This window comes from Streptomyces sp. NPDC002403 (assembly GCF_053593015.1).
On sequence record NZ_JBSFBQ010000068.1, the window covers coordinates 14,264 to 33,827 of the forward strand.

The window sequence follows — 19,564 nt, forward strand, 5'->3', positions numbered from 1 at the left end:
GTCATACCTCATCTGGGAGCTCGGCGACGATCACGAGCCAGCTCGTCACCGTGACATCGTCTGGCTTGGTCTGGGCGGTGGCCTCGGCGAGGATCGCCATCTTCAGCTCGTAGGAGAGGGCGCCCTCGGGGTGGGCGAAGACGGGAATGGACAGCCAAGCCGCCCTCTCAGCGGTGGTGGTGTGCTGGCCGGTGACCTCCGCGGCGACAACGTGCAGCCCGGCATCGGCCAGTAGCCCGGTGATCGCGGGGAGCGGGAGCTTCGGAGGGACGGCGGCCGTCGGCGGGACGATGCCGTAGTCCCGGGTGGCGATCTGCTCGATCAGGGCGCTGAGGGAGGGCCCTGTCGGCGGGGTCAGCGCATCGGGATGGGTGACCCCGGCGAAGGCGCCGCCAACGTTGAAGACGAACCGGCCTCCGGGCCGCAGCACACGGCGCACCGCAGTGATCACAGCGGCGACGTCCGTCTTCCACACCGCCGAGTTGCACACGACGGCATCGACGCTGCGTGCCGGGACATGGTCGGCCAGATCTTCGGCGCGTGCGTTGACCCAGGTCAGCCGGGGGTCGCTCAGGAGTCGGCGGCCGATGCTCTGCATGGCGGCGGAGCTGTCGAGGGAGACGACGGCGGAGTCGGGCGGCGCCAGGGCGAGGATCGCCTCGGCCGTTGTACCGGTGCCGCCGCACAGGTCGACGATCACACGGCTGCGGGTGAGATCGGCACGCGCGGCCAGGTCGCGGCTGGAGGCGTTGTACATGGGGTAGGCGCGGGTGAAGGCGGCGTAGGCCTTGGCGGTGGCGTCGTCGTCCCAGCCGGTGAGGGCGTCGTACTCCAACGGGTTCCTCGTTCTCGTGGTCGGGTGCCGCACGTGGCGGGCGTGAAGGTGATCTGGATCCTCTCGAACCGAACCGAACCGGCGGTGCGGGGCCGGGTGTTCTGCGTGCCTTGGGGCCGGCGGGTCGCGGTGGGCTCAGTCGAAGGACGGCTTGGCGTTGCGGCTCCGCTTGAGCTCGAAGAAGCCGTCCGTCGCCGCGACCATCACAAGGCCGTCCCAGAGCTGTCCGGCGGCTTCGCCGCGTGGGGCCGGGGTGATGACGGGGCCGAACAGGGTCGTGCCGGCGACCCGCAGGACGGGGGTCCCGACGTCAAGGCCGACCTCGTCGAACGCCTCGTGGTGCGAGTCCATGATGCGCTGGTCGAGCTCCGTGCTGGAGGCCGCCGCGGCCAGCGAGGCCGGCAGCCCGGCTTCCGCCAGGGCTTCGGTGATGACGGTGGGGTCCTCGCGGCGCCGCTGGTTGTGCAGCCGGGTGCCGATGGCCGTGTACAGCGGCCCCAGCACGGGGCGGCCGGCGTGTTCGGCGGCGGCGGCGCAGACCCGCACCGACCCCCAGGCCGTGTTCATCAGCTTCCGGTAGTCCTCGCTGAGGCCCTTGCCGCCCCGCTGGTCGAGGTTCAGGTAGGCGAGCGACGTGATCCGCCAGTCGGCGCGCACCGGCCGGACCTGCTCGACCTCCAGGAGCCAACGCGAGGTGATCCATGCCCAGGGGCACAGCGGATCGAACCAGAACGGGACCTGGACCTCGTCGCCGCGGGTCTCTTCGGTAATCGTCATGATGTGTACCGTCCAATCTGCGAGTGGCACTGCATGGCTCGTCGTCGGGCGGAGGGGCTAGATGTCGAACAGCCCGCCCTGGACGGGGATGTTGCTCTTGGCGGTGCGCCCCGCCACCTTCACCAGGGCGGCGAGGTCGCTGAGCTGCGCGGCGTCGTCCGCGGCGCCAAGGAGGCGGAGGAACACCTGCGCGGTGACATCGACGTCGGCGTAGGCCCGGTGGCGGGCGGCCGGCTGCGGAATGGCGAAGTGTGCCAGCAGGGTGTCGAGCTTGTAGTTCGCCAGGCCCGGGACGAGGTACTTGGCGAGGGGGATGGTGTCGAGGAAGTCGACACGGGACAGGGCCGGGCAGTGCTCGCGGGCGTTGTGGATGACGTTCGCCTCGGTGGCGGCGTGCTGCGCCACCAGCAGGTACCGGCCGCCAGGGGCGAATCGCCGGTCCAGGGCACCCATGACGTGTGCCACGTCCGGGGCGCCTGCCAGTTCGGCCGCTGTCAGGCCGGTCTGGGCCGTGTCGGCCGGTGTCACCGGGGCGAACGCGGGCGGGCGGATGAGGGAGGTACTCCGGCCGGCCTGCGTCCACGCACCGTTCGGGCAGCGCAGGGCGAGAGCCGCGACTTCGATGGGCTGCGCCGGGTAGCCCGTCGGCGTCGTCGTCTCGAAGTCGACGACCACGAACGTTGTTGCCCGGAAGTCGGGGTCGTCGGTCAAACTGCCCATGCGTCCGCCATTCATCTCGGTTGGGTGGCAGCGCTGGCGCGTGCCCTGCTCATCGAGGAGAGCACGCGCCAGCGCCTGCCCGGGTGGGTTCTCGTCAGTGCCCGATGACCCGGGCCACGGCCGCCGTGGCCGCGGGCAGGTCCGGCGCGTTCCAGAGGCGCTCGCCGGTCCAGGTCTCGCTCAGGGACCGGTAGAGGTCGGACATCACCGGCAGGAACTCGCCCGGCAGGGGGGTGGGCGTGGGCCACCGGTGCCGGGGCACGCCGTCGGCGATCAGCTGGTTGACGGGGACTTCGAGCCCGTTGTCGACGTACCAGTTCCGCAGGACCTGCTTGCCGCAGTGCACGTCGTTGAAGAGCAGGCGGCTCTCGTCGGGCGTGCCGGGGCTGTCGGCGAGCACGAGGCCGCCGTCGGCCGCCACCACGAATTCGAGTTTGCCGTCGCAGTGCCGCAGGCCCACCGTGCGCGCGTGTTCGGTCAGCACGCGATTGGCCGTGATGGTGGTGTCGAGCAGGGCTTGGAACTGGTCGTCGTTCAGGCCCGTGAGGCGTTGGGCTTCCGACGCCTCAATGTACTGGTTGACGTCGTCCAGCATGGTCGCGAACTCGACGAGCGGCTCCTTCAGCTCCTCCCCGACCGCGGGGAGGGCCCTGAGTCCGGCCTGGGCCGGGGTGAAGGTGCCAGCTGCGAGACGGCGGTGGACGGAGCTGCCCTGCGGGAGTTTGGTGCGGACAAGGACCTGTACGGGGAGCAGGGTGTTGCGGACGTCGGGGGCCAGGGGCACGGCGACCGGGGCGGGAAGGCGGGCGAGATCGAACTCGATGTGGTGGGGGGCGATGAACCGGCGGAAGTGGGTCCGCACGCCGGCTGCCTCCAGCAGGGCGAAGTTGAAGGCGGCCATGCGGGAGATGGCCTCGCCCTTGCCGGGGATCAGGTCCGGCATCCGGCCGTAGTGGAACACCGTGTAGGCGTCGGTGTATTCGAAGATCCCGACGCCCGCACTGGTTTCCGTGACAGGGGTGGCGACCTTCAGGTTCTTGGTCGAGTGGAGGACGGGCATCATGCTCCTCTGCTGCGATGGCCGGGAGCCGTCACCGGTCGGAATCGGCGGTGGACGGTGCGGGAACCGATGCGGGTCTGCTGCGGGCAGCCGCCTGCCCGAGAGCGCAGCCGCGCGGCATCGGTGCTCCGGCTTCTGACGGCAGGCCCGCGGTGTCTTCGCCGCGATCGCCGGTGGGGGCCAGGTGGCCGTCGACCACCCTGAGCACGTGCATGCCGGCGGCGAGCGCGGAGGCGATACCGTCCGGGGCGTCCTCCACGGCGAGGCAGCGCTGTGGTGGGACGCCGATGCGGCGGGCGGCTTCCAGGAACAGGTCGGGGGCGGGCTTGCCGCGTGCGGCGTCCTCCCGGGTGAAGACGGCTTCGAACTGGGGGCTCAGGCCCAGGGCTTCAATGCCGGGATGGATCAGGATGCGGCTGGCCGCCGACGCAACGGCACAGGGCAGCCCGGCCTCGCGAGCCGCGTGCAGGAGCGCGACGCTGCACGCGATGGGGGCGATGGTGTGCATGTGGGCCAGGAGGTGGGCGCGGCTGCGGCTGATGATCTCGTCGTGGGGCAACTGCCGTGCGCCCGGCAGCGCGGCGAGCAGGTCGTGGATGGACAGGCCGAAATGCTGGCGGTACCAGTCCGTGTCCAGGTCGAGTCCGTACGGCTGGAGTGCCGCCCGCAGCGACTGCTCCTGGTTGGCCGTCGTGTCGGCGAGGGTTCCGTCGAAGTCGAAGAGCACAGCCAGGATGCCGTCGGGGATGGCCGGCGAGCAGCTCGCGTCGAGGGCGGGGTTCGGGCTGCCCGGTGGGAGGGGCGTCTCGTTCATGCCGGTACCGGTTCCGCGCGGTGTCCGCAGCACATGCACGGCGCCCCCTCGCCCGCCCACGGCTCGCGCAGGCAGTCCAGGCCTGGTCCGGCGCCGCCGATCCAGTCCCGGATCTGCGCGGCGGCCTCGTACTCGTTGATGACGCGCCGGTCGATGACGTGGTAGCGGGCCGGATCGGTGGCGGCGACCTGTTCGAAGAGCGTGCATGCTCTGCGCATGAACATGGCCTGTTCGGTGGTGAAGACCCGCCGGTCGCGGCGCTGTGCGCGCACGAGGGCCTGGTCGGCGTCGTCGGTGACCAGGATCGTGAGATCGGGCAGCGGCCGGTAGAAGGACGCGAGGTCGAGCAGGGCCAGGGCCGTCTCAAAGGCCCGGTCCGGATGGTCGGGGTGCAGCAGCAATGCCTGGCACACCGCCGTGGTGTCGACGCTGCGGCCTTCGACGACCGTGCGCCCTCCGGCCAGGTCGGGGAGCAGGGTGTCGAGGTCATGGCGCTTGATGGCCATCAGGAGGAGAGCCTCGGCCATGGGGGTGCCCCCGCGGAGGAACGGATCACCGGTGCTGGCCTCGCGCAGCGCCTGGAGCAGAGCTTCGCCCGGTCCGGGGCGTCCGTTCGCCCGCTGGGAGAACTCGTCCAGCATCAAAGGCTTCTCGTCGAGGGCCTCAACGGCGCGGTTGGTCAAGTAGGTCTTGCCGACCCCGTTGAGGCCTTCGGCGGAGATCAGCGGGCCGCGGGTGCACGCGTGGCGTACCGGGGTGATCGTCACGGGCGGGATCCTTTCGAAGACGAGGACAGGGCGCCGGAGCGGCTCTTGGGGACGGGTCCGGCGGTGCCGGCTCCCTGGTCGGCGGTCACGGTGTCCACGCGGCGGCCGCCCGGGCGACGACGTCGGCGTAGCGATCGAGGGTGGACTGGGTGTCGCCCTCGGCCAGGACAACGGCGAGCGTGCGGTCGAGGATCTCGGCCGTGCCGCGGCACGGCTGCTCCGGCCTGGGGAATGGGGGCCGGGTATCGCAGGGCACGAGGCGGAAACTACCGGTGGAGTTCGGCACTCCCTGCTGCGCGAGATGTTCGGCGAATGCCCGGGGGCTGGGCAGGCTGATGTGCAGCAGCGGGGAGAAGCCGTTCCACTCCTCACCCGCGGCAGGAGCGAGGGCGGTCAGTCCGGGGACCCGCTGCAGGGCGTTCAGGAGGTATCGGGTCTGGGCGCGGCGCCGTTCGATCAGGTCGGGCAGGCGGCGGAGGTTGGCCAGGGCGAGGGCGGCCAGGGGCGCGGCGAGGCGGGAGTTGGTTGCCAGGCGGCTGAGCGGGGCCTGGCCCGGTGGGGCGGGCTGCCAGTGGCTGCGGAAGGCGCGCGCGTGCTCGGCGACCTGGCCGCTGGCAGTGGTGAGGAACCCGCCTTCGCCGCTCCACAGGATCTTGCCGTCCTTCATGCTGAAGCAGCCGACTGTGCCGACCGTGCCGGCCAGCTGTTCGTTTTGCGCGGTGCCGACGGCCTGGGCCGCGTCCTCGACGACCGCGAGTCCGCGCTCGGACGCGAACGCTGCCAGGGCGCCGGGGTCTCCCATCCGGCCCCATAGGTGGACCGGCATGATCGCCTGGGTCCGCGCGGTGACCTTACGGGCCGCGTCCTCGTAGTCCAGGTCCAGGGTGGCCGGGTCGCTGTCGACGAACACCGGCATGGCCCCGAGCGCGCGAAGAGGTGCCACGGTCATGATCACGGTGAGCGCCGGGACGAGGACTTCGTCCCCCGGTCCGATCCCGCAGGCGGACAGCGCGGTGTGCAGAGCTGCGGTGCCTGAGGACACAGCGACCGCGTGCGCGGTGCCGAGAGCGTGCGCGGCTTCGTCCTCGAACAGCCGCAGATGGTCTGAGGCCGCCGGGTCGGGCATGGCCGACAGGCTGGCGGTCATCTGCTGGAGGAGCGGCGCCCTGTCGGGGAGTGGGGGAAGGGTCATCGGCTGGACTCCTTGTTGAGCAGGCGCGGCATGTCCAGGACCAGGGGCCACATATTCACGCAGTCCCGGCTGAAGTGCGAGCAGTCCGTGCACGCGGGCCGCCCGTCGAACAACGTCCGGGCGTCCGCCCCGGCGATCGTGCGCCGCCGCTCGGCGGGGGTCGCGGCGATCCGGCGATCGGACGGGCAGTCCCACAGCGAGCCGTCCGGCTGGACGAAGAACAGCTGTGCACCGCCGAAGCACTCCTGCACGCGCCCGCTGGCCTGGGTGGAGATCGCGGAGACGAAGCGCAGCATGGAGCCGGGAGAGGGAACCTCCAGGCCCGCCGGATCGGCCTGCAGCCGGGCCAGTTCCTGGGCCACGGGCATCGTGTCCTCGGGGGTGTGCGCGAGGTCGTCGAACAGCTTGTGATCGGGTGCCAGGGAGATCGGCTGTGGCACGAAGTAGTCCACGCCGAGGCCGGCGGCCAGCTGCGCCATCTGGGTGATCTCCTGCGGCGCCGGCCTCATGACCACGCTGTAGATCCCGACTTGCGGCGCCGGGCCGGTGCCCCTGGCCCGCAGCAGTGCCTGGATGCCGGCCAGCACGTCGGCGTGGCCGAACTTGCCGGAGCGGGACGGCCGCAGGCGGTCGTTGGAGGCCGGGTCCACGCTGTCCAGGGACACCGACACCCCGTCCACCTGAAGCTCGACGAGACGTTCGGCGATCCCCGGTCGGGTGAGAGGGATGCCGTTCGTGGCGATGACAACCTCGCATCCCGCGTTCTTGATGATCTCGATCAGGTCCAGGGCGGCGGGCCAGTCCAGCGGCTCGCCGCCGGCGATGACGACCCGCTCGACCGGTGAGCCTTCCAGGGTCCGCGCGAACGCGGTGATCTCCTCCCGGCTCAGGTCGTTGCGGGAGATGTGCGACAGGATGCCGAGTTGGTCCGGCGGGCTGGCTCTGTGCTCCTCCACGGTGCCGAAGTAGCAGTACAGGCAGGCCACGGCGCAGCGGGAGCGCAGTCCCCACAGGAGCGTGATGTCACGGGGCATGGACGGCCTTCCGCAGCTGGATCAGGTCTTCCACGGCCGCCCGGAGTGCCTTTGCGCTCTCGTCCCGGCTGCATCCGTTCACGTCCACCAGGGTGAACCGGTCGGGGTGGGCGCGGGCGAGGTCGTGGTAGAGGGCCTCGGCCTGTTCGATCACCACGAGGTCCCGGTCGGCGAGCACCCGGCCGGTCCGGGCGGCGAACCGGCTGGTGGCAATCTCCCGGTCGCAGGTCAGCAGGACCGTCGCGTCGGGGGCGGGGCGCCATGGGGCCATCGTCGCCAGGATGCGTTTTGCCAGTGCCTGGGGCTGTACGCCCGGGTGCTGGGCGGCCAGGATCACCGCCTGGTAGATGGCCGTGCTGTCGACCCCACGGTCTTCGAGAATCACCTCGACGCCCGTCAAGTCGCCCTCGCTCAGGCGCTCGTACTCGCGGACCTTCAGAGCGAGGAATGCCAGTGTCTCGACGACGGGATGCCCCGTCCGGAGGAAGACGTCCCCCGTTGAACGGAGAGCGGCGATCACCTGGCCCGGCAGCATGTCCCCGCCCTGGTCGGTCAGTTCGCTCAGGGGCAGGCACCGCGGGCCCAGCTCGGCCGCGACCGCACGGATCGCCTCGCTCTTGCCCACCCCGTTGAGACCCTCGACGCTCACCCACAGCGGCCGGACACGGCCGGCAGCGGCGCGGGGCCCGGGAAGGGCAGGGGCCGTCGTGCCCGTCGCCCTCCGATCCGCGGCACGCCCGGCCGGGGGCTCCAGTTCAGCGCTCATGCTGCTCCTCCCAGGGGAAGACGACCCAGGTGTCCGTCAGTGAGGCGATGTAGTCGATGTCGCGGTAAGGGTCGCAGTTCTGCCTCCAGTTGGCCCGGTTCACGGCGAAGACCGCGGTGCGCACCCGGGCGGGGCCGAGGTCGTGGATCATCCGGACCGTGTGGGCCAGGGTCACGCCACTGCCGGCGATGTCGTCGACGAGCAGCACGTCCAGGCCCGTGAGGTCGCCGAGCGACGCGGGGTTGCGGACGGTGGGGACCGTGCTCTTGGCGGCGTTGATGCCGTCGCTGATGGTGCGGGTGACCTCGACGGACCGCACGTCGCGGATCGCGAGCCGGTGGGCGAGCCACGCGGCCGGGATCATGCCGCCGCGGACGATACCCACCACCACCTGCGGCATCCCTGCGGCCGCCACCCGATGCGCGAGGGTTGCCGTCGCGGTGGTGAGGTCGTCCCACGTCAGGAACAGCGGGCCGGGCCGGTCAGCACGTAACGGTGAAGTCGACGACGGTGCCATCTGCTCTACCTCCTTCTCGGTCGGCTCGCCTGCCGGGACCTGGCAGAGCGTCACTGGGCGGCGGCGAGGGTGAGGAACTGCTGGGAGAGCACCGGGTCGCTTGCGAACCGGCCGCCCATCTGCAGCGTGGTGGTACGGGCGGCATCCATCCGCACGCCCCGCATGCTCATGCACAGGTGCGTACCGCGTACGCGGACGGCGACGTCCTCGCGCCCGATCACGCCGGTGAGGTACTCGAAGACTTGGCAGGTGAAGCGTTCCTGGACCTGGAGCCGACCAGCGAAACGCTGCGCGATCCGCCCGAACTTCGACAAGCCCAGCACCTCACCATCCGGTACATATCCGGCGGTGACCTCCAGGCTCATGGGCAGCATGTGGTGCTCACACAGAGACCAGATGTCCATGCCGCCCACGATGACCAGCTGACCGCTCAGCTGGGACTCGGTGAAGCAGGCGTCCACTGCGGCGCCGTCCGGGGACAGGAACGCCTTCCACCAGGCCGCAACACGGCCGGGTGTGCCGATCAGCCCGTCCCCGGTGGGGTCCTTGCCCAGCTCGACCAGGAGCTGGGCAATCAGGCCGGCGACGCGGTCGGTGTCGATGCCCGGCGTGGACCGGGCGGGTGCCGGTACAGCGGTACTCAGGGCCGCCTCAGGGCTGGTGACGGACGTCGTCATGGGCTTCTCTCGCTTCCGGGGGCTGGGGAACGAAGTGAACAGAACAGGGAGATCAGCGGCCTCGAGCGTCCGCGAAGGCGAGTACGTGCAGCCGGGTGGTGAAGTACCAGTGCCGGGCTGCGACCGCGTCCGCGAGGACCCGGGTCGTGGCGATGATCGCGTCCACGGTGGTGCCCTCGGGCATCACCCACACCGGCGCGAGCCGGTGGGCGTCGGCGAGCTCGGCGACGCGGTCTAGGTCGGCCACCGAGGACGCGACAAACTTGAACACCGCCCGCCCCGACGCCACGAATACCGCCAGCGCGGCAGGCACCACGCTCTTGGCCTCGTCCACGCCGAAGCTGACGATCTTTGGCGATACGTTGAAACGGACCCCGTCGACCAGCAACTCGGGCACCGGCGTGATGGTGCCGTTCGTCTCGAACTCCACCCGCTTCCCCGCGGCCAGCAACTGCTCGACGAGCGGCACCAGGCGCGCCTGCTGGAGCAGCGGCTCCCCGCCGGTGATCACGACCAGGTCCACCGGCGAGGACGAGGCCCAGGCCACGAGTTCCTCCGCTGTCCGCTTCGTCGACTCCTTGCCCAGGTCGAACTGGGACCAGTCCCAGGTGTACTTCGTGTCGCACTTGGTGCAGGTGAGGTTGCACCGGGAGAGACGGATGAACAGGGCAGGGTGTCCGCAGCTCGGACCCTCTCCCTGGAAAGTCGGCACCTCGACTCCGAAGCACTCCGCGACGATCAGCCGGAATGCGGCGTTGCTTGCCGTCAGGTCGATGTCGATCGGCCCGGAGGAGGTCACTGCGCCTCCACATCGAAGCGGGCCCAACTGTTGGCCGTCTCGCGGACGACGACGGCGACCAGACGGCCGTGGATCGTCGGCTGGAGGATGTGGATGAACCAGCTGGCGAAGAACTGGGCCAGGCGCTCCGAGGTCGGCGCGAAGGGCAGGGCCTCATGCAGGTTGTGGTGGTCCAGCTCGGTGTCCAGGAACCGCTTGAACGGTGCGAGGTCACCGAAGTCCGTGACGAAGCCGGGATCATCCAGGGTGGTGGAGGTCAGGATGACCTCCACCACGTAGCTATGGCCGTGCTGGCGGGAGCACTTGTGCCCGGCAGGCAGGCCGGAGAGCCGATGTCCTGCCTCGAAGTCGAACGTCTTGGCGATGGTGAAGGTGCCGGGAGGCATTGGCACGGAGCTGCTGAGGCCCATGGCTGTCCCTGGGGTCGATGGGGTGGGCGGCTTATGACGCCTCCGAGGTCGTGCGAGAGGCGTTTCGAACAGTTATGCGCGTTCGAGGTGGCACGGGACGTGAGTGGTCTCGACGGTGCGGTGCGCGGCGGGTCAATGCGCAACGACCGCTGGGGGTCGGGAGCCCGGCGCCGGACGGTCGGCTCGTGCCAACAGTGCGGAACCTTCGCTTCGGTGACCGAGTGTCGATCAATCGCCCGCAAACCAAAAGGAGTTGATGGTAGTCCTGGCGGTAGTCCCGTCCGGTTCGGGGCTACGCTCAGCACAGGTGCTGCTGATTGGATGTCGAAGTGGCTGCGAACTCCCACCCCCTGGCGCTGGTACGAGCCGCACGGGGAATGACCGGTGTCGACCTCGCCCGAGAGATCTGTGCTGCGGCGGCTCGCCGCGGACTGCGATCCGGTGTCGACAAACAACGCGTGCGCAAATGGGAAGTCACCGGTGTCACACCCGACCCCGTATCCCAGAGGTACATCGCCGAGGTGTTCGGGGTTCCCTCCGAAGATGTCGACGTGAAGGCGTGGCCGAACTGGCTGCCCGACACCGGCGTCATCCCCCTGGGACTCGCCAGCACCGTGCCGGCCCTGCGAGAAGCGTTGAGAGTATCGATGGATCGATCCCGCCGTACAGTCCTGTCCGCGATCTCCAGCACGGCCCTCGTCACCCTGGCCGGAACCTGGGCGACCACCGAAGCCTGGCTGGAGGTCACCGATAGAGCCCAGGGCAAACCGATCGGCGAGGAACTCGTTGCCCTGCTGGAAGACGCCAGTGCAAAGCTGACAGCCCTGGCAACCCAGGAGCGGCAGCACACCGCTCCGCTGATCGACGCCCACCTGGCCACCGTGACGGACCTGATCGCTGACAACCGGTACTCGCCAGCACTTGGAATCCGGCTCCACACGCTGGCCGCCGGCCTGTCCCAGACGGTCGCCTGGCACCGCTTTGACCACGGACTTCACGGCGAGGCCAGCCGGTTCTGGATCGCCGGTCTCCACAGCGCCCACGCCAGCGGCAACCATGACATGGGGGCAGCGCTCCTCAGCGACCTCGCCTACCAGGCGTCCTGGCGCGAAGACCCCCGGACCGCCGCCCGCATCCTGGAGCGCGCGCTCACCCGCACGCACCACCCTGCCGCCCAGTCCCTGCTCCACCTCCGTCTCGCTCGCGCATTGGCGGCGCAAGGCGACCGCCGCGCCACCCTTCGGTCTCTGGGCGCCGCCGAGCACCTGCTCACCACACCAGCCCTTGACCCCGTCCCCGCCTGGTGCTCCTGGCTCTCCGAGGCTGACCTTTCCGTGGATTCCGGGCAGAGCCTCAACGATCTCGGCGAGACCCGCCGAGCCCACCAACTCATCAAGGAAGGCCAAGCACTCCTGCCCCCGAGCCGCGACAAGACCCGCGGCGTCTTCCTCGCGTACCGCGCGCAGACGCATCTCGACCTCGGTGAGCCAGACCTCGCCGCCGCCGTCGCGACCGAATCCCTGAACCTCGCGCAACGCATCGGCGCCCCCCGATGCGTAGAACTCGTACGGGGCCTCGTCCCGCGCTTCAGACAATTCAGCCAGGCGGAAGGAGTGCCCGCGCTGCTCCATGCCGTTGCCTAACGGCCCCGACAGGACGGTGGCTGAGTCGCACGCGTCGTAGGCATCCCATTCACGACAGGTGCCGAGCTGATGACCTATCTCGCATCTCACGCAGACAGGGGCTCCGGGTCCCCTGATCGAGGCTGGTGGAGTGGTGTTGTCCGCCCGGGAGCGGATGTGCTCGCTGCCCCTGAGCGGACAAGCGTGATCAGGACACGCGGACGTACAGCGCTTATGAGCCCTTACCTGAGGGCCTTGCGGCAGGGCGTAGGCCGCCCTGCCGCGGCGTGCCAATCGTTCTCGGTAGCGTTGTGTCATTTTGCCGTTCCCTGTACTTCCCCGGGGTTGGGCAATGAGGGTTGTGGGTTTGTCGAATTCAGTGACGGGCGACGTGTCGGGGGCGATGAGATGTAGGAACCCGCGTCCGCCGTGCAGAGCCGCAGACAGAGAACGGACCTCGCCGGCACCGTGGTGCATGACCCGAGCCTGTCCTGTCTGCCCGGTTCATGGACGGGTACTCGGGCCGACGGGCAACTCGCTTCTTCACTTCGAGGGTGCGCGATCACGATATGCGGGTCCCCGGCCTGCCACTGGCCCGCAGCAACGAGCCGCTCGATGACACCCCTCAACTGGGCGGCGGTGATCGCGGTCGCGTCGTCCACCGGCTCGAGCCGGACCGCGTCCAGGATCGCGGTCCAGGACGTGGCACCCGGCTCCAGCACAGCGACGAAGGAGTAGGGCCAGCCCGGAATGAACTGCGACGCCGTCTTCGCGCGGCCATAGACGTGGCAGAACAGCCGATCGGCCGAGCACGGCGCGTCCGAGCGAAGCCACGGCGACACGTCCACCGCCAGGACCAGGCGCCCGCCGCCGAAACGCGGCAACGACAGCCCGGCCAGCACCGTCCGCAGCCGACCGAAGTCGATACGGCCCTGGTTCAGGCCGCCGTACATCGCTCCGTGCCCACGACGATGCTCCGGCAACAGCGTCAAGTCCACCGGGGACTTCACCGCACCGTCCGCACACAGCACCGCGTCCACCAGCTCGAACAACTCGTCGCGCCGAGCGGTCAGGCACTCGTAGAACTCTCCCCGGAAGCGTGACGCTTCCGCGAACGCTTCCCTCCGGACAGCATCAGGCAGCAGACTCACCCTCACGGCCTTCGTCGAGGTCACGTGCACCTTGATCGGAGCACATGATCAGACGGAGGCCGCCCCCACGTCCGGCGAATCCCCAGGTGAGCGACTCAGTTCGGGACACCATTCGAGACCGTGGCACCATGTACCGCATGACGACGAACCGAAAGGTCCATGCCGCGTAGACGGCCAGGACACATCCGTGCCGGTACCCCCGGCAGCCACCGGACCACGAGTACAAGGCCAGTCATCGACGGCCTGTCTCCGCGTGCACTGTCCGAGATCATCCGTCTTGAGCACACCCGCAACTACCTGCAGCCAGGTGACGTCAGCGCGGCTGTGGGCCTGTGGAAGGACTACGTCCACCAGCCCGAGCGCACCCTGTGGCACGACTACGAGTGGGGCAATGTGCACTGGCACTGCTGCGGCAACCCTCTCGAAGCCCGAGCCCTCCTCGACACCGTGATGCAGGCGATATCACCACGAAGCGCCCGTGAACTTCGCAAGATCGTCAGCCGGTCAGACGCCGTCTGGAACCTTCCGTCCCCGCCCTACGACGCGGACGGAAGATAAAGAACAAGCTGAGGAGTGATTGTCTTTCGGGCACGCATGGCAGGGCCCAGGGGCGAGGAGGCAGCCTGCAGCCCAGGGCTACTGGAGGAGGAGGCGTGGCATCAGGTCATCGCGCTCGAAGTAGGAGTGTGCGCGGCGTGGGTCACCAGTAAGCAGCTCCTGCGCTTGGTCTTCGGAGATCAGGGGATGGGAGTAGTCGGGATACTTCGTGCTGGAAAGGCCCGGCCGACAAAGGCGGTAACCTTCCGTTCCGCGGTAGCAGGCGATGGAGACTCCCTCGGAGTGGAGGCGATGTGAAACCCGCCAGGGTATCTCCCCTAATGCCTTCACCTGATGCCCCCTGCGGCGCAGTTCAGGAATTACTTCCTTGTACGAGGATCGGGATAGAGGGTTTCCCGTCACGTCGATCACGCATGGCTGCTGCAGTTCTTTCAGCGGGGTCAGATCCTCGATGAAGCCCCTGGCGATAGTCAGCTTCTGAAGGGCCGGATTGATAAGGTCGTTCACCGTGCGAAGGCCGCTGTCCTGGATCGTGAGCGATTTCAGCCGGCCGAGCCCACCGAAAACTCTGGTACTGACCGGGTCGCATCCGATGAGGATTGCGATCCTAAGGTTCTGCGCCGTGCGGAGAGGCTCAATTTCCCTGCAGTACTTTATTGCCAATTCAGTGACCGGAGCCAGATCACCGGGCGTGAATGGTGGGCGGCGTCCGAGTGCGTCCGACAGAGCTGCGGACAACTGGGGATCAAGCATGAGTTCTTCCTTCCGTGCGTGAGCGGGTGTTAGCCGAAACGCGGTGAGTCGCCAGACGGGGGGGTGCCCCTATCTCCTTGGTCAAGCTGTTGGGGTGCCCCCGGTGGCGGCGGAGCGTGCGTCAGCCATCCGCCGCTGTGTCGACGCCTGCGTATTCGTAGATCCAGCCCGCAGAGGCGCCGGGGGCTTGAACCGCCAGGTAGATGTGTTTGGCGGCGGAGTTCCAGGGCCCTGGTGTTCGACCGGGGCGACCTCGGAAGCCTGCGGGCGGCAGTCCTGACTGGTCGAGCTCGACGATTTTGGTCCGTCCGTGCGGACCCCGGCACCTCCGACTCGGAAGCACCGAGCTCAACAGCAACGCCGTCGATCCGCATGCCACCGGCCGGCTCGGCCGGTGGGGCCAGCAGCACCGGCTACTGAGAGGCGGAGGCGATACGGACGAGATCGCGCGGCGACAGAGCATCTCCCTGGCCGATATCCGCTGTCCGATCCTCCACGAGGCCACGGAACACGCCATTGCGTCCGGCGCGGCGCTGCATCAGGACCGACTCGACACGGCCGTGGCGATGGGTGCGGATGCGCTGCCACCCGCACGCGGTCTGCCAGTGATGTGCCAGCCGCTCACAGGGCACGACCGCACGGACCCACTCCCGGCCGGTCTGGGCGGCCCGGTCCTCGGCCCAGTATGCGAAGACCCAGCTGAGCGGCACGTGCGGGTACGACGGGTCTGTGAGCATGGCGCCGAGCCCGACTGTCTCCTGCTGCCCCTCCTCGTCCGTCCACCCGAGCCCGGGCAGCTGGTCAATGACCGCCACGGCCCCCACGACTTGGCCCCGTTCCGCACAGAGCATGAGGGTCTCCGACGCCGCGCACTCCGCGTCCGTCAAGGACGGGATGCGCAAGTCGATTCCGCGGTTGTGGGCCCGGGCGGCCCGGGCGGCCCAGAGCCGATGGCAGGCGGTGAGGTCGGTACTGAGGGCGGCGCGGCGTATGACAAACATGAGGAGGGGTCCTTGCGTGCGGGTGTGAGGCGAACGAGCTGGCCGGGTGGACGGGGATTTCGAGGGTCGGAAGCCACCTCGGAAGCGGAGGTCCTCACGTCGAGGGTCCCTCGCTGAGCCGGGCCGACGTGCGGGGCCTGAGGAATCTCTTCCGTGACCAGGCCGCCCTCGACATCGCAGTGCGCACCATCCACTCGTGGGCCCAGAACATTTTCTCGGCAGGCTGTGCGATGGCTTTCCTGAGTAGGTGTGAAGCCGTTCTGGTCCTGCGTCACACGGCCGGTTTCCGGTCGGGGTCTGCCGGAACCATTCCCCGGTTGATAAGGGCGCGATAACTCTCGTGCCGGTCGGGGAAGGACTCCACGAAGTCTGCTTCCAACGCGAACAGCGGCACTACGCGCAGTAGACCGACTTCGGTGGCCGGGGCGGGGAACCGGAAGCCGTAGACCGAATCCCAGTCGATGAGCATGGCCATCGAGAACCGTGGGAACAGCGGGAGGGAGAGATTCGTCAGGATCTCCCCGTCGCGGAAGGGGCGGCGATTCTCCAGCGACGCCGAGGCCAGGTGGGCCAGTCCCTGGGCCAGGGCGGCAACGGAGGCGTCGTCCAGCACTCCCGTGATTTCCATGGCCAGTTCGCATGGGAAATCAGCGCAGAAGGGTTCCGAGCCGAATCCGGCAGTGCCCAGCATCGTCAGGTTGTCGGTTGGGACCAGTTGTTCGGTTTCGTTCGGAAGATAGACCACCACGGCGAGTTCGCTGCCGGGGGGAGAACCCCTGTGGGAAATCTGCATCGTATATGTCGGTGGGTCGTACATTTCCGTGTACGCCGCGAGGACCGAAGAGGCGAACTCGTGGGTCGGTGCGATCGGCCGGCGAACCGCTTGCTGCTGAATCGGCATCATGCTCGTTCCGGTGGTGGTGGACTTCGGGGAGGAGAGGGCTCTGGGGGAGATACGGGGGGGGCAGGGCCGGGGATACGGATCGGCTCGTCCTGTCGGTCGGTTGGTCAGGGGTGGTACTTGGACCGGCCGGTGCCTTGAGCCACAGGGACATCAGGCGCGGCGGCCGGTGTCAGGGATGAAGCAAGGTCAAAAGGTCGGAGCGGCGCGGCGAAGGGCGAGTGCGGTGTCTGGTCGCGTACCTGTCGAGCGCGTTGTTGACACGGTCAAGGCGCAGCCCCATGCGAACAGCGATGACACCCGCACTTTCGCCCTGGGCACGACGGCGGAGGATCTCAGCCGTGGTGCGGTCCCTGTGCCGGTAGATGCGTATGACCTCAGCCACTTCCGCGGCCGGAACGTGCACAGCTGCTGCGATGAGAGCGATTCTCTCCCCCCGGGCAGCCCGCAAGAGGATCTGCTCATCCCGGTACTGCCGCGGCGCCCTACCTGGGATGTGCCTGGGGACAGCTTCTGGGTCCGGCGCGTCCAGGAGAGGCTGTCCGGCCTCCCGAAGCCGGGCGAGAACGGCGCTCGCGCTCAGGTGCAGAACTTCCGCGGTGACGTCGCTTGAGGCCACGTTTCGGTAAATGGCGACCAGTCGCTCGGTGTCGATGCCCAGCCGGTCGGGCCCCGCACGGGCCCGCAGTCCGTGCTCTGTGAGGCGACGGTCAACGAACTCATGTGACCGGCCGGTGAGTTGGAGGATCTGGAATTTGTCGAAGCCCTGCCCATGGAGTAGGGCAACGGTGCTGCCGCAGAGAGGAGTTGCGGGCGGGATGAGTTCGGTGCGCTGTCGAGCCAGGCTGATCGACGGTGGTCGAAGGGTCACACCTGCGCGGAGCAATTGGTCACGCACCGTGCCATAGGACATGCCGCACATATCGGCGACCGTCTTGATGCCCAAGGGGCTTTCGTACAGCCGCACGAGCCGGGGAACGTTCAGCTTGGTGATCAGTTTTATTCCCCGAGGCCGCAGTTCGACGCCTGCGTCGAGCAGCATCTTCCGCGCTGTCCCGTACGTGTACCCGCAGAGCCAGCCGACGCGGTCGATGCTGAGCCCCAGGTCGTACAGGATCGCCATGGTGACTACGACCGGGGCCGACGAGGCCCTTGTGCCCGCGGTACGTATTTCCACGCCTTCGTCCTGGAGCGATGCACGGATCACGTCGTGACGAGTCCTGTACAGGCGCGCCAGGCGTTCCAGCGTGTATCCGCCTGACTGGTAGAGCACCGCCATTTCAGCGGCGAGGCTGGCGAGGCGGCCTCGCCCGGCGCGTGGCTCCGGTCTTTGAGGCCGCATCTGAGTGATCCCGTCAGACGGGGATGATATGGCGGGCATGTCATTCCTTCCGGGAAGCATGGGCTAGGAACACGGGATCGCGGTTGCATTTGGGCGGATGGAGCTCGGGCTGGCGGCCGTGCGCGGATTGTTCGCAGATCCGGCAGGGCGCTGTGCCTGCGGCCGGCGGCATTGCGCAGCCTGGACAGGGGCAGCCGGGGATGTGTCGCCCGTGGGCGTCGTGCTTCGGACGTGGTCCGGTCATCGCCCATTTGGCGCGGCCATCGACGGAGCGAGGAGGCCGGCCAGGATGTCGGGGCGCCAGTACTCCCCTCTGCCGTCAAGGGCCCAGTACAGCCGGGAGCCTCCGCGGACCGAAGAGGCGGGGATGTCCCGCAGGGTGGCGCCCCGCCGAAACAGTCTGCCGCCGGCATTGCGCCATCCGCCGGGAAGTACACCGGGTTCCACGAGGAAGAGCGCGGTGGCTCCCTGGACGTCCCCGAGCACTGGACCCCACGACTGCTCCCCGCTCTGGAGCAGAGTGGTCAGTGCGGTGCGGCAGGCATCCGGGCTCGCGCGCACCACATCGACATCCTGGCCGGTGACCACGTCTCCGCACAGCACTGGGAAGCGGCTGGGCTGGTGCGGCATGCCCTCCGGAACGAGACGCAGCGGGTCGGTGTCACAGGCCCGCGTGGAGGCGGCCGATACCCGTGAGGGGCGGCCCTTGGGCTTCAACTGTGTGGGCCGTTGGGAGCTGGCGCTGCGTTGTTTCGTGTCCGGTGAGGACTCCGCAGGCGTAGCCTCGGGCGATCAGCGCGCAGTCGTCTTCGCCCTCAGATCTCAGTAGGGACAGGGCGGAGGTGACGTCGTCCGTGGACAGGCGTGTCTGCGCCGCGATGTGAGCGTCCAGGTTGCGTTCGGGGACGTCGTACGCCAGGTGCGGCCACACCTTCACAACCTCAGGGGGCAAGTCCACCAGCCCGGCCTGGGGTATGTGCTCAACGGTGATCAGGCCTCTGCTGATCGAGGCGTGGGCCAAGGCGCGCTCAGTTGCCACGGACGCTCTCAGCCGACAGCTGCGGCGGTGTTCGCGGACTGTGCCGATGCCTCTTCTCTGCTGTTGGGCGTGCTCGGCCGCGCTCAGGCCCTGGAGAAGAGCGAGCAGTGCGTGTTGATGTATGGGGCTGGGCCACCAGCCGTCAAACAGTCCCGGACAGCTGGCGGGAATGCTGAGCGTGACGGGCACCCGCAGCACAGACGCGGACATGGGTACGGCCCCTTTCTGATGGGTCGAACGGGCGGATGGCCGACACTGAAACGGTGGCGGCTTGCGGGGGAATTGCCGCGTGGCGGCGGAAGGGGGCGTAGTTGTCGCCCCCGGGTGCCAGGTGCGTAGGGACCGGTGGCGGCTCGCGCGACCGCGGTGGGTCACGGCCCGCGCGCCCGGTGGCCCGCAAGTCCTGCGGTTATGCAGGTCACCGGGCGCGAGACGACGTCTGGACGCGGCTCCGTCAAGAAATCGCTGATTGTGTTTCGTCCGCCTCAATCCCGTTGCGCTGCCTCGGGAGCGCAGAAACGGCGGTCTGCAGAGCCTGCTGCCGTTGATTGGCGACAGTAATCGCGAGCGCCGTGTCGATCAGCGTCGCATGGCTGAAGGCCTGCGGGAAGTTGCCCACCTGGCGCTGCAGCCGGGAGTCCCACTCCTCCGCGAGCAGGCCCAGGTCGTTGCGCAGGGACAGCAGCCGTTCGAAGAGCTGACGTGCCTCGTCGACCCGGCCGATCATCGCCAGGTCGTCCGCCAGCCAGAACGAGCAGGCCAGGAACGCGCCCTCGTCGCCCTCCAGACCGTCGACGCCCGCGTCCTCGCCCGAGGTGGGGTAGCGCAG

21 protein-coding genes and 2 pseudogenes are annotated in these 19,564 nt (G+C 68.8%); 2 read left to right on the top strand and 21 right to left on the bottom strand.

Annotation, left to right across the window (positions count from 1 at the left end; all coding sequences use genetic code 11):
- Window position 1: 1 nt before the first annotated feature.
- From ACWCPY_RS38160 to ACWCPY_RS38220, 13 genes are all read right to left on the bottom strand, one after another.
- A complete protein-coding gene (locus ACWCPY_RS38160) occupies window positions 2-835 on the bottom strand; it encodes a class I SAM-dependent methyltransferase (protein WP_451273004.1) in 834 nt (277 codons plus the stop codon).
- 135 nt (window positions 836-970) lie between these two features.
- Window positions 971-1,612 (bottom strand): mycothiol-dependent nitroreductase Rv2466c family protein, encoded by a 642-nt coding sequence (locus tag ACWCPY_RS38165; RefSeq protein ID WP_451273006.1) that lies wholly within the window; start codon window positions 1,610-1,612, stop codon window positions 971-973.
- Window positions 1,613-1,669: 57 nt separating this feature from the next.
- The gene (locus tag ACWCPY_RS38170; protein ID WP_451273008.1) at window positions 1,670-2,332 is read right to left on the bottom strand and encodes a 3'-5' exonuclease; all 663 of its coding nucleotides are present in this window, start codon (window positions 2,330-2,332) and stop codon (window positions 1,670-1,672) included.
- A 94-nt stretch (window positions 2,333-2,426) separates the two neighbouring features.
- Complete coding sequence (locus ACWCPY_RS38175) at window positions 2,427-3,392, bottom strand: phosphoribosylaminoimidazolesuccinocarboxamide synthase (RefSeq protein ID WP_451273010.1); 966 nt, start codon at window positions 3,390-3,392, stop codon at window positions 2,427-2,429.
- A 31-nt stretch (window positions 3,393-3,423) separates the two neighbouring features.
- A complete protein-coding gene (locus ACWCPY_RS38180) occupies window positions 3,424-4,206 on the bottom strand; it encodes an HAD-IA family hydrolase (RefSeq protein WP_451273012.1) in 783 nt (260 codons plus the stop codon).
- Window positions 4,203-4,973, bottom strand: a complete 771-nt coding sequence (locus tag ACWCPY_RS38185) for a thymidylate kinase (RefSeq protein ID WP_451273014.1) — start codon at window positions 4,971-4,973, stop codon at window positions 4,203-4,205. The genes ACWCPY_RS38180 and ACWCPY_RS38185 overlap by 4 nt, the downstream gene beginning before the upstream one ends.
- A gap of 85 nt (window positions 4,974-5,058) precedes the next feature.
- Entirely contained in the window at window positions 5,059-6,165 is a 1,107-nt protein-coding gene (locus ACWCPY_RS38190; protein ID WP_451273016.1) for a DegT/DnrJ/EryC1/StrS family aminotransferase, read from the bottom strand.
- The gene (locus tag ACWCPY_RS38195) at window positions 6,162-7,199 is read right to left on the bottom strand and encodes a radical SAM protein (protein WP_451273018.1); all 1,038 of its coding nucleotides are present in this window, start codon (window positions 7,197-7,199) and stop codon (window positions 6,162-6,164) included. Before ACWCPY_RS38195 ends, ACWCPY_RS38190 begins: the two co-directional genes overlap by 4 nt.
- The gene (locus tag ACWCPY_RS38200; RefSeq protein ID WP_451273020.1) at window positions 7,189-7,965 is read right to left on the bottom strand and encodes a dTMP kinase; all 777 of its coding nucleotides are present in this window, start codon (window positions 7,963-7,965) and stop codon (window positions 7,189-7,191) included. The genes ACWCPY_RS38195 and ACWCPY_RS38200 overlap by 11 nt, the downstream gene beginning before the upstream one ends.
- Window positions 7,955-8,482 carry a phosphoribosyltransferase gene (locus ACWCPY_RS38205; RefSeq protein ID WP_451273022.1) on the bottom strand — a complete coding sequence of 176 codons (528 nt, stop codon included), beginning with the start codon at window positions 8,480-8,482 and terminating at the stop codon, window positions 7,955-7,957. The genes ACWCPY_RS38200 and ACWCPY_RS38205 overlap by 11 nt, the downstream gene beginning before the upstream one ends.
- A gap of 50 nt (window positions 8,483-8,532) precedes the next feature.
- Window positions 8,533-9,159: a GTP cyclohydrolase I gene (gene folE / locus ACWCPY_RS38210; protein WP_451273024.1), complete on the bottom strand. Its 627-nt coding sequence runs from the start codon at window positions 9,157-9,159 to the stop codon at window positions 8,533-8,535.
- A gap of 52 nt (window positions 9,160-9,211) precedes the next feature.
- Entirely contained in the window at window positions 9,212-9,958 is a 747-nt protein-coding gene (locus ACWCPY_RS38215) for a 7-carboxy-7-deazaguanine synthase QueE (RefSeq protein ID WP_451273026.1), read from the bottom strand.
- On the bottom strand, window positions 9,955-10,368 hold the full coding sequence (locus ACWCPY_RS38220; RefSeq protein ID WP_451273028.1) for a 6-pyruvoyl trahydropterin synthase family protein: 414 nt from the start codon (window positions 10,366-10,368) through the stop codon (window positions 9,955-9,957). Before ACWCPY_RS38220 ends, ACWCPY_RS38215 begins: the two co-directional genes overlap by 4 nt.
- A 317-nt stretch (window positions 10,369-10,685) precedes the next feature.
- Here ACWCPY_RS38220 and ACWCPY_RS38225 point away from each other — a divergent pair, with 317 nt between their 5' ends.
- Entirely contained in the window at window positions 10,686-12,011 is a 1,326-nt protein-coding gene (locus ACWCPY_RS38225; RefSeq protein ID WP_451273030.1) for an XRE family transcriptional regulator, read from the top strand.
- A gap of 539 nt (window positions 12,012-12,550) precedes the next feature.
- Here the strand turns inward: ACWCPY_RS38225 and ACWCPY_RS38230 are convergent.
- Window positions 12,551-13,141, bottom strand: a pseudogene (locus ACWCPY_RS38230) (transposase); the annotation flags it as partial.
- A 324-nt stretch (window positions 13,142-13,465) separates the two neighbouring features.
- On the opposite strand from ACWCPY_RS38230, the gene ACWCPY_RS38235 reads away from it, so the two are divergent.
- Window positions 13,466-13,699, top strand: a complete 234-nt coding sequence (locus ACWCPY_RS38235; RefSeq protein WP_451273032.1) for a hypothetical protein — start codon at window positions 13,466-13,468, stop codon at window positions 13,697-13,699.
- 78 nt (window positions 13,700-13,777) lie between these two features.
- Here ACWCPY_RS38235 and ACWCPY_RS38240 read toward each other — a convergent pair whose 3' ends face one another.
- The 7 genes and pseudogenes from ACWCPY_RS38240 to ACWCPY_RS38270 form a co-directional block, all read right to left on the bottom strand.
- Window positions 13,778-14,452: a hypothetical protein gene (locus ACWCPY_RS38240; RefSeq protein ID WP_451273034.1), complete on the bottom strand. Its 675-nt coding sequence runs from the start codon at window positions 14,450-14,452 to the stop codon at window positions 13,778-13,780.
- A 413-nt stretch (window positions 14,453-14,865) separates the two neighbouring features.
- Window positions 14,866-15,453, bottom strand: coding sequence for a hypothetical protein (locus ACWCPY_RS38245; RefSeq protein WP_451273036.1), 588 nt, complete (start codon window positions 15,451-15,453; stop codon window positions 14,866-14,868).
- 271 nt (window positions 15,454-15,724) lie between these two features.
- Window positions 15,725-16,357: a hypothetical protein gene (locus ACWCPY_RS38250; RefSeq protein WP_451273038.1), complete on the bottom strand. Its 633-nt coding sequence runs from the start codon at window positions 16,355-16,357 to the stop codon at window positions 15,725-15,727.
- A 169-nt stretch (window positions 16,358-16,526) separates the two neighbouring features.
- Window positions 16,527-17,633, bottom strand: coding sequence for a hypothetical protein (locus ACWCPY_RS38255; protein ID WP_451273040.1), 1,107 nt, complete (start codon window positions 17,631-17,633; stop codon window positions 16,527-16,529).
- 303 nt (window positions 17,634-17,936) lie between these two features.
- On the bottom strand, window positions 17,937-18,326 hold the full coding sequence (locus tag ACWCPY_RS38260; RefSeq protein WP_451273042.1) for a hypothetical protein: 390 nt from the start codon (window positions 18,324-18,326) through the stop codon (window positions 17,937-17,939).
- 31 nt (window positions 18,327-18,357) lie between these two features.
- Window positions 18,358-18,945: a hypothetical protein gene (locus tag ACWCPY_RS38265; protein ID WP_451273044.1), complete on the bottom strand. Its 588-nt coding sequence runs from the start codon at window positions 18,943-18,945 to the stop codon at window positions 18,358-18,360.
- A 340-nt stretch (window positions 18,946-19,285) separates the two neighbouring features.
- Window positions 19,286-19,564, bottom strand: a pseudogene (locus ACWCPY_RS38270) (glycoside hydrolase family 15 protein); the annotation flags it as partial.